This window comes from Nevskia sp. (genome assembly GCF_023266035.1).
Lineage (GTDB): Bacteria > Pseudomonadota > Gammaproteobacteria > Nevskiales > Nevskiaceae > Nevskia.
In genome coordinates this window covers 1-8,150 of record NZ_JAHFRY010000122.1, presented here as the reverse complement: position 1 = coordinate 8,150, position 8,150 = coordinate 1, and the positions used below count along the sequence as shown (strand labels likewise).

The 8,150-nt window shown below is 65.2% G+C and carries 10 protein-coding genes; 5 read left to right on the top strand and 5 right to left on the bottom strand.

The genetic code is table 11. The features are described from left to right. The first annotated feature begins 36 nt into the window (after positions 1–36). Positions 37–738: a phosphoadenylyl-sulfate reductase gene (locus tag Q0D45_RS16960; protein WP_293395451.1), complete on the top strand. Its 702-nt coding sequence runs from the start codon at positions 37–39 to the stop codon at positions 736–738. Between the two features lie 21 nt (positions 739–759). Then, complete coding sequence (locus Q0D45_RS16955) at positions 760–1,122, top strand: hypothetical protein (RefSeq protein WP_293395448.1); 363 nt, start codon at positions 760–762, stop codon at positions 1,120–1,122. 147 nt (positions 1,123–1,269) lie between these two features. Here the strand turns inward: Q0D45_RS16955 and xerD are convergent, their stop codons facing one another. Continuing rightward, on the bottom strand, positions 1,270–2,226 hold the full coding sequence (gene xerD, locus Q0D45_RS16950; protein ID WP_293395445.1) for a site-specific tyrosine recombinase XerD: 957 nt from the start codon (positions 2,224–2,226) through the stop codon (positions 1,270–1,272). Positions 2,227–2,262: 36 nt separating this feature from the next. On the opposite strand from xerD, the gene Q0D45_RS16945 reads away from it, so the two are divergent. Both Q0D45_RS16945 and zapE read left to right on the top strand, forming a co-directional pair. After that, positions 2,263–3,018 carry a lysophospholipid acyltransferase family protein gene (locus Q0D45_RS16945; protein ID WP_293395442.1) on the top strand — a complete coding sequence of 252 codons (756 nt, stop codon included), beginning with the start codon at positions 2,263–2,265 and terminating at the stop codon, positions 3,016–3,018. 4 nt (positions 3,019–3,022) lie between these two features. After that, a complete protein-coding gene (zapE, locus tag Q0D45_RS16940; protein ID WP_293395439.1) occupies positions 3,023–4,162 on the top strand; it encodes a cell division protein ZapE in 1,140 nt (379 codons plus the stop codon). Between the two features lie 21 nt (positions 4,163–4,183). Here the strand turns inward: zapE and Q0D45_RS16935 are convergent, their stop codons facing one another. Together Q0D45_RS16935 and wrbA are read right to left on the bottom strand one after the other, a co-directional pair. Further along, on the bottom strand, positions 4,184–4,540 hold the full coding sequence (locus Q0D45_RS16935; protein WP_293395436.1) for a DUF2069 domain-containing protein: 357 nt from the start codon (positions 4,538–4,540) through the stop codon (positions 4,184–4,186). Then, entirely contained in the window at positions 4,537–5,133 is a 597-nt protein-coding gene (gene wrbA, locus Q0D45_RS16930; RefSeq protein WP_293395433.1) for an NAD(P)H:quinone oxidoreductase, read from the bottom strand. Before wrbA ends, Q0D45_RS16935 begins: the two co-directional genes overlap by 4 nt. A 643-nt stretch (positions 5,134–5,776) precedes the next feature. On the opposite strand from wrbA, the gene Q0D45_RS16925 reads away from it, so the two are divergent. Beyond that, positions 5,777–6,346, top strand: a complete 570-nt coding sequence (locus tag Q0D45_RS16925; RefSeq protein WP_293395430.1) for a LysM peptidoglycan-binding domain-containing protein — start codon at positions 5,777–5,779, stop codon at positions 6,344–6,346. Between the two features lie 80 nt (positions 6,347–6,426). On the opposite strand, the gene Q0D45_RS16920 is transcribed toward Q0D45_RS16925, so the two are convergent. Together Q0D45_RS16920 and proS are read right to left on the bottom strand one after the other, a co-directional pair. Beyond that, the gene (locus Q0D45_RS16920; RefSeq protein ID WP_293395427.1) at positions 6,427–7,032 is read right to left on the bottom strand and encodes a lytic transglycosylase domain-containing protein; all 606 of its coding nucleotides are present in this window, start codon (positions 7,030–7,032) and stop codon (positions 6,427–6,429) included. 62 nt (positions 7,033–7,094) lie between these two features. Then, the coding region (gene proS, locus Q0D45_RS16915; RefSeq protein WP_293395424.1) for a proline--tRNA ligase at positions 7,095–8,150 on the bottom strand (1,056 nt) is incomplete at its 5' end.

The window sequence follows — 8,150 nt, the reverse complement described above, 5'->3', positions numbered from 1 at the left end:
TTTTGAACAGGCCCTATAGCCGACAGGATGACCGACATGGATGACGCAACGCTTGCTGTTCCGACGATCGCTGCCCCCAGCGAAGCAGAGGTGGCTGCGCTCAACGAGCGCTACCTGCCGTTGAACTTCGAAGATCGCCTGAAGCAGCTGTACGAAGATTTCTCGCCGTCGCAGGTGCTGGTCACCTCGTCGTTCGCGGCGACCTCGGCGTACTTCCTGCACATCGTCTCGCGGATCAAACCGGATCAGACGATCCACTTCATCGACACCGGCTACCACTTCCCGGAAACCATCCAGTACCGGCAGTTCCTGATCGACCTGTTCAAGCTGACGGTGGCCGACGTGCGCGCCGAGGACTGGAAGCACCAGTTCACCATCGACGACAAGACCTACGAGCGCGATCCGGACTTCTGCTGCTCGATCAACAAGGTCGAGCCACTGGAAATGATCAAGCCGAACTACAAGGTGTGGATGTCGAGCCTGATGCACTGGCAGACCGATCACCGTGCCGGCCTGCCGGTGTTCGAGCTGCGCCGCGGCGTGCTCAAGTTCAACCCGATGATCGACGTGACCCGCGAAGAGCGCGACGCCTACATCAAGGAACACGATCTGCCGTTCCATCCGATGGTGGCGCGCGGCTATTCGTCGATCGGCTGCACCCATTGCACCGTGGCCGGCGACGGCCGCAGCGGCCGCTGGCTGGGCAAGCCGAAGACCGAGTGCGGCCTGCACCTCTAGGCTCGCTCTAAACGACCTCCGATGAGCCGCCTGCTGATGTTCAGCGTCCTGCCGGTGCCGGCGGACGACGCGGCGGTCTGGGACGATTTCGACCGTCGCTCGGAAGCTTTCGAGCAAAGCGGCCTGCCGCCGCATCCGCTGCTGGTCGAACTGATCGAGCGGGTCACGGCGCGCCATCCCTGCATCAGCGACCTCCGCGAAGACCAGATCGAGCGCAGCGTCTGGGCCGACGGCCCGCTGCTGGACAATCTGATGCACGACGTCGCGATCCTGACCATCGTGCCGTCACGTGTCGATGATGTGTTGCCGATGGTGCGCGATGCAGCGCTGGCGTTGGGACTGGCGGTTTACGATCCCGAGACTGAGGCGGTCTGGCGGCCTTAGCCACCGTGCGCTCTCCCCGCCGCAAAGGGAAAGGAGACCAACACAGACGTAGGCCGGGCCATGCCCGCTATCTCGCCCGATATAACAAGCAGTAAGGCGGCCATGGGCGCCCTAGGTGCTGTTCCCGGCCATCCGTGGCCAAGCGTTTCACCCCCTTGGATGATGCTGCGCATGCAGCGCTTTCAACCGCGCCTTTGCCACATGCGTGTAGATCTGCGTCGTCGACAAGTCCGAGTGTCCGAGCAAGGTCTGAACCACGCGCAGATCGGCGCCGTGCTCGAGCAGATGCGTTGCGAACGCATGGCGCAAGGTGTGCGGTGACAGCGGCGAGTGGATGCCAGCCTGCACTGCGTAGCGCTTGATCAGCATCCAGAAATTCTGCCGGGTCATCGGCCCGCCCTGGGTGCTCGGGAACACCCAGTCGGCGGAATCGGCAGTGGCGATCTGCGGCCGGCCGTATTGCAGCCATTCGCGGATCGCGTCGAGGGCCAATTCACCGGTCGGCACCATTCGTTCCTTGTTGCCCTTGCCGATCAGGCGCACGACACCGTGCTCCAGATTGATCTCATCGCGGCGCAGACGGATCAGTTCAGTGACACGCAGCCCCGAGGCGTACAGCAGTTCCAGCATCGCCCGATCACGCAGTCCCAGCGTCTGTGTGGAATCGGGCGCGGCCAGCAATGCTTCGATCTCGCGCATCGTCAGCGTCTTCGGCAGACGCCGGCCCAGGCGCGGCATGTCGAGCTGGGTGGAAGGATCGTCGCTGCGGACCCGTTCGCGCAGCAGCCAGCCGTAGTAGCGGCGGCAGACCGTGATGAAGCGGGCCTGCGATCCGGCGCCGAAGCGCTGGGCCGGCTGGCGATCCTGAGTCGGCCGCGTCGCCTGCTCCAGCCGGGCAGCGAGATAGCCCTTGATCGCGCTCGAGTCCGCATCGTCAAGCAGGATGTTCTGGCCGCGCAGCCAGCGCGCCAGCAAGCTCAGATCGGAGCGATACGAAGCCAGCGTGTTCTTCGACAGGCCGTGCTCCAGCCACAGCTGATCACAGAAGCGTTCGATGCCGGCGGCATCCTCGGGGTGCAGCGTCGTCGGGGCAGCCTCGGTCATCGACTTATAATAGTTCGCTCCCCGACTCCCTCGCGCATGCTCCTGAATCTCCTCCGCAAGCTGCATGGCATTTATTCGGCGCTGGTGTTTGTCGTCGTCGCGCTATTGCTGCTTTGCCCGCTGCTGATCGTCGCGCCCTGGCTGCCACTGCGCCGTGCCATCGGCCGCTTCACGGTGCGCGCCTGGCTGCTGCTCAGCTTCATCCCGTTTCGCGTCCGTGGCCTCGAGCATCTTCCCGATGAGCGGACCCTGGTGATCTGCAATCACGCGAGCTATCTCGACGGCCTGCTGCTGACTGCTGCGCTGCCCGCACGCTTCACCTTTCTGGTTCAGCACGGTGCCGCCGAATGGCCGTATGTCGGCCGCGTGATCAGCCGCATGGGCGTCAGCTTCGTCAATCGCGGCGCACCGCGTGAAGCCGCAAAAGCTACCAAGGCGCTGATCGATCGGGTCAAGGCCGGCGAGTCATTCGCGATCTTTCCGGAAGGCACTTTTCGCGCGGCGCCGCTGCTGCTGCCATTCCAGCCCGGCGCTTTCGTGATCGCCGCCCGCTCGGGCGCCCGGATCGTGCCGGCAGTGATCCGCGGCTCGCGCACCCTGCTTGGCGAAGGTGCTCGGCTGTGCAGCTGGGCGCCGATCGAAATCGAATGCTTCCCGGCGATGCAGGCCAGTGATGACAGCCGCGCAGCAGCCGACACCCTGAGCTGCATGGCGCGCGCAGTGATGCTCGCCAACTGCGGCGATCAGGATGCGGGTGACTGGACGCCACCACCGTTCGGAACCCGGAGCTGATCGCATGGCCCTGTTCGGCTCCGGCCGCAGCAACAACGATGATCTGATCCCGGCGACTGAGCTGGCGCCGCCGCCCGCGCAACGTTACGCGGCGGATCTGCAACGCGAAGGCTTTGTTTCCGATGCCGCGCAGGCAGCGGCCGTAGCCGCGCTTCAGAAGGTCTACGAAACGCTGATCGAAAGCCCACCGCGGCGCCGCTTCGGCTCCAGCCGCCTGAGCTGGAATGCGGTGCCCGGCCTCTATCTCTGGGGTGGCGTCGGCCGCGGCAAGACCTATCTGATGGATGCCTTCTTCGACGCGCTGCCATTCAGCCGCAAGCGGCGCACCCATTTCCATCGCTTCATGCTCGACGTGCACGCCCGCCGCAACCGCTACCAGGGCGACGCCGATCCGCTGCAGAAAGTCGCCGACGAAATCGCCGAGCAGACCCGGGTGCTGTGCTTCGACGAATTCTTCGTCGCCGACATCGCCGACGCGATGATCCTCGGCCGCCTGTTCGAAGCGCTGTTCAAACGCAACATCACCCTGATCGCAACCTCCAACGTGCCGCCGGATGGCCTGTACAAGGACGGCCTGCAGCGGCAGAACTTCCTGCCGGCGATCGAAATCCTCAAGCGCAGCGTCACCGTGCTCAATGTCGATGGCGGCACCGATTACCGCCTGCGCCAGCTGCAGGACGCCGAGCTGTACCTGGTTCCCTGTGACGCCCGTGCCGAAGCAGCACTTGCCCGCCACTTCGAAGCGCTGGCGCCGCACGGCGATACGGGCCCGGGCGAGCTGATATTGAACGACCGCGTCCTGCATGCGCGCCGCATTGCCGAAGGCGCGGTCTGGTTCGATTTCGACGAGCTCTGCGAAGGCCCGCGTTCAGCCGCCGACTACATCGAACTCGGCCGCCTGCATCACACCGTGGTACTCACCGGCGTACCCCGACTCGACAGCACCCGCGATGACGCCACGCGCCGCTTCATGACCCTGGTCGACGAATTCTACGACCGCGGGGTGAAGCTGCTGATCGGCGCCGAAGTGCCGGCCAACGAACTGTATACCGGCACCAAGCTCAAGTTCGAGTTCGGCCGCATCGAGTCACGGCTGCGCGAAATGCAGTCCGAAGAGTATCTGGCCAGCGAGCATCGGGGCTGAAGTCAGCCCCGAATCAAGCAATCAAATTCGGGCGACGCCGTTCTCGCGTGCCGACCAGCGCACGAACAGCACCAGCGCTGCGAACTCGAGCGCCGCGATGACGCTGAACACCAGCGCCAGATCGTGACGCGAGGGCACCGCCTGCGCTTCGGACATCAGCGCGGCGATGTAGCCGGAGATCAGCAAGGTCATCCAGCCCGCGGTGTAACGCCGGCCGCGAATCAGGCCAGGCACCGCGATCAGCAGCGGCAGCACCAGCAGAAAGCCGGTCAGCGGCGTAGCCCAAAGCCACAGGCCGATCACCAGCGCCACGTGGCAGAGCAGCACGGCGGAATGCGCGTAACGGCTCAAGGGACGGCCACTCGTTCGAATGCTCATGCGGCGAGCTTCACGGCGGCCGTCGCAACCCGCCGGCCGAGCGCCTGGCAAAGCTCGATCTCGTCCTTGGTCAGTACGCGTGGCTTCGGCCCGGTGCCGGCGACATGGCTCGCGCCATACGGCGTGCCACCGCTCTCGGTCGCCGACAGGCGCGGCTCGCTGTACGGCAGGCCGACCAGCAGCATGCCGTGATGCAAGAGCGGCAGCATCATGGTCAGCAAGGTGGCTTCGTTGCCACCGTGCATGCTGCCGGTCGAGGTGAACACCGCCGCCGGCTTGCCGACCAGCGTGCCGGACAGCCAAAGGTCCGAAGTGCCATCGAGGAAGTACTTCAGCGGTGCGGCCATGTTGCCGAAGCGGGTCGGACTGCCGAGCACCAGACCAGCGCATTCGCGCAGATCGGCCGAGGTGGCATAGGTCGCCCCGTCTTCTGGCACCGCTGGTGCGACGGCTTCGCTCTGTGCCGATACCGGTGGCACCGTGCGCAGCCGCGCCTGCACGCCACTGACCGCTTCCACACCGCGCGCAATCTGCCGCGCCATCGCCGCCGTGGAGCCATGCCGCGAGTAGTACAACACCAGTACGTCGATCATCTAAAGACCCCAGAATTTGCGCGATTGTAAGGCCTGCGGTGGTCAGTCCTGACTCGACGACGCGAACACTTGCTGGCGCGCACAATCACATCTCCGATACCGCGATTCCTTTTCACCTCAAGCCTCTGGTCTGCTCCACATGATCTTTCTGTCCCGGCACCGCGCTCGCCTGCTTCCGTCGCTGCTGTTTGCCTGCCTGAGCTTGCCGAGCCATGCCCAAGCGCCTGCCGCGCCAGCTGCGACGGCGCCGGTAGCTGAGAAGCCCAAGCCTTCCTCAAGCAAAGCCGCGAAGCCGTCAGCGGCGACTGAAGCCAAGCAATTGCCTTCGGTCAGCGTGGCGGTTTCGCAACAACCGCCGGGTGTCAGTGCGGACGTCGCAACGCCGGCAGCAGGCAGCGCGAGCAAGCCAGCCGTGACGCCTGCGAAATCTGCCGTCCCGGCACCGACCACGGCAACGGCCACCCCAGCCGCAACGACTGCGACACCGGCAAAAGCAGTCACCGCCACTCCGACGCCTCAACCAATCCCGGCACCTGCCAATGCTGCCGCGACAACGGCAGCCGCGAGTAGTGCACCCGCGGCAGTCAAGCCCGCGGTGGTCACAAAACCAGCCGTAGCGGCTGGCAGTGCACCTGCATTGGGGGTGATCAGCGAAGCGGAACGCCGTGCGCTGGCGACGATGCCGTTGCCGAAACTGCCCACTCTGGTGCCGCGCGAAACACCGGCGACGTCGATCACTGCAGCGGTCGCGGAAGCTGCCCTGCCGCCAGCACCCGCGCCGAGCATCAGGCCAGCCGCTGGCGCCGAAAGCCCAACCTCCACAGAAATCCGCTCGCTACTGAGCAAGGCCAGCGAGCGCACCGGGCTGGGCGATGTACAGCTGGCGCGCATCGCCCAGCTCGAAGCGACGGCCGCTCGTGGCGAGCAGGAGAACGCCCTCGTCGGCTTGCTGCGGCTCAACGACGAGCTGGATGCCGCGTACAACAGCTACAACGTCGGCACCGGCGAAAGCCTGTGGCAGATCGCCGCGAAGCCGGAAACCTACGGCAACGCCAATCTGTGGCCACTGATCTGGCGCGCCAACCCCAAGGCGCTGCCGCAGCCCAGCCAGGTGAAGAGCGGTCAGAAACTGCGGGTGCCGCGCTATCCGAGCCTGAAAGCCGTCACCGAGGCGCTGGATTACGCCAGCAGCCATCCCGTCGAGAAGCAGTGATCGGTGTTCCGTGGCTCGTGGTCAGTTGACGATCCCGCTGCGGGTCGCCTTCCACGGACCGCCAGCCATTGGCCACTGCTTCACCGGCTCCAGCGCCGCGTCAGCCGATCCAGCACCAGATAGGGATAATCCGGCTTGCCGATCGAGCCGTTGTAGCGGGCCAGCGCTTTCACGTAGCTGCCCTTTTCCTTGGCCAGATAGAACTTCAGGATCGTGCAGCCGAGGCGCAGATTGGTTGGCGTGTGGAACAGGTTGTCGCCCTTCTGGCCGATCTCCTCGATCCAGAACGGCATGATCTGCATGTAGCCGAGCGCTCCGACGCTCGACACCGCGAAACGATCGAAGCGGCTTTCGACATCGATGGTCGCCAGCACCAGTTCCGGCGAAATGCCGGCCTTGGTCGCTTCGGCATGCAGCAGGCGCAGAAAGCTTAAGCGCCGCTCGGTATCGGGGATCGCCTTCGGCACGTACCTCGCCATCCGCCCGGACATGTCGGTCAGCCAGATCTCGGCGAGATAACGATCGTCGAAGCTGGTCGCCGAATCGATCGCCTGCTTCATCAACAGGCGCAGTTCAGGCTCGGGCGCGTGGGTCGGTGCCGCCGACGCCGAGGCCGCGACCAGCAGCAGGGAGAGCCCGGCAAACTGGCGCAGCATCGAGAAGCTTCGGCGGACAGCTTCCGTCATCAGCACGCTCGTGACCTCAAGATTTCGGCAGCCTGATCGTAGGCTGCCGGACCCTGCTTCGATCAACCGTTGAGCTTGTCGAGCACCGCGCTGGTCGTCGCCGCAATCAGCTCGGCGGCGGCCGCATCACGGCGCTTGTACTCGAACTGCTGCGTTGCCAGGCCCTTGGCACCGATGACGATGCGATGCGGGATACCGATCAGGTCGGCGTCCTTGAACATCTCGCCCGGGCGCAGGCCACGGTCGTCGATCGCCACGTCGACGCCAGCCGCCAGCAACTCCGTGTAGAGCGTTTCGGCAGCGCCCTTCACGGCGACGGCGGTATCGGCCTTGTCCAGCCCGATCGGGCAGACGATAACGCGGAACGGCGCGATCGCATCCGGCCAGAGGATGCCGTTGATGTCGTTGCGCTGCTCGATCACCGCCGCCGCCATGCGCGACACGCCGATGCCGTAGCAGCCCATCTCCGGCGTCACCGGCTGCTGGTTGACGTCGAGCACGCAGACGTTCATCGCCTTCGTGTACTTCTTGCCGAGCTGGAAGATGTGGCCGCCTTCGATGCCGCGATAGAGCTTGATCGTGCCGCGGCCATCCGGGGAGGGATCGCCTTCGACGATCATCCGCAGATCGGCCGCTTCCGGCTCGGCGGCGTCACGGCCCCAGTTGGCACCGGTGACGTGGAAGCCGGCTTCGTTGGCACCGCAGACGAAATCGCTGAGCGCGGCAGCCGCGTAATCGGCGATCACCATGACCTTGTCTGACACCGGACCTAGGAAGCCCGGCACGCAGCCGAACGCCGCCTGGATTTCGGCATCGCTGGCCAAGCTCAGCGGCGCTGCGATCTTCGGATGCTTCTCGGCCTTGATGGTGTTGAGTTCGTGATCGCCGCGGATCGCCAACGCGATCAGGCCGCCTTCCGCGCCCTTGACCACGATCAGCTTCAGCGTGCGAGCCAGCGGCAGCTTGAGCAGCTTGGCGACGTCCTCGCAAGTCTTCTGATACGGCGTGGCGACCTTGGTCAGCGTCTCGCTGGCGGCGCCATGCGCAGCCTGCGGCAGCGTTTCCGCCGCTTCGACATTGGCCGCGTAGACGCCCTCGTCGCTGACCGCCAGCAAGTC

Bases quoted from the DNA above. Each gene is read 5' to 3' on its own strand.
- Q0D45_RS16960 (WP_293395451.1), top strand. From the start codon at position 37: ATGGATGACGCAACGCTTGCTGTTCCGACGATCGCTGCCCCCAGCGAA.
- Q0D45_RS16955 (WP_293395448.1), top strand. From the start codon at position 760: ATGAGCCGCCTGCTGATGTTCAGCGTCCTGCCGGTGCCGGCGGACGAC.
- xerD (WP_293395445.1), bottom strand. From the start codon at position 2,226: ATGACCGAGGCTGCCCCGACGACGCTGCACCCCGAGGATGCCGCCGGC.
- Q0D45_RS16945 (WP_293395442.1), top strand. From the start codon at position 2,263: ATGCTCCTGAATCTCCTCCGCAAGCTGCATGGCATTTATTCGGCGCTG.
- zapE (WP_293395439.1), top strand. From the start codon at position 3,023: ATGGCCCTGTTCGGCTCCGGCCGCAGCAACAACGATGATCTGATCCCG.
- Q0D45_RS16935 (WP_293395436.1), bottom strand. From the start codon at position 4,540: ATGAGCATTCGAACGAGTGGCCGTCCCTTGAGCCGTTACGCGCATTCC.
- wrbA (WP_293395433.1), bottom strand. From the start codon at position 5,133: ATGATCGACGTACTGGTGTTGTACTACTCGCGGCATGGCTCCACGGCG.
- Q0D45_RS16920 (WP_293395427.1), bottom strand. From the start codon at position 7,032: ATGACGGAAGCTGTCCGCCGAAGCTTCTCGATGCTGCGCCAGTTTGCC.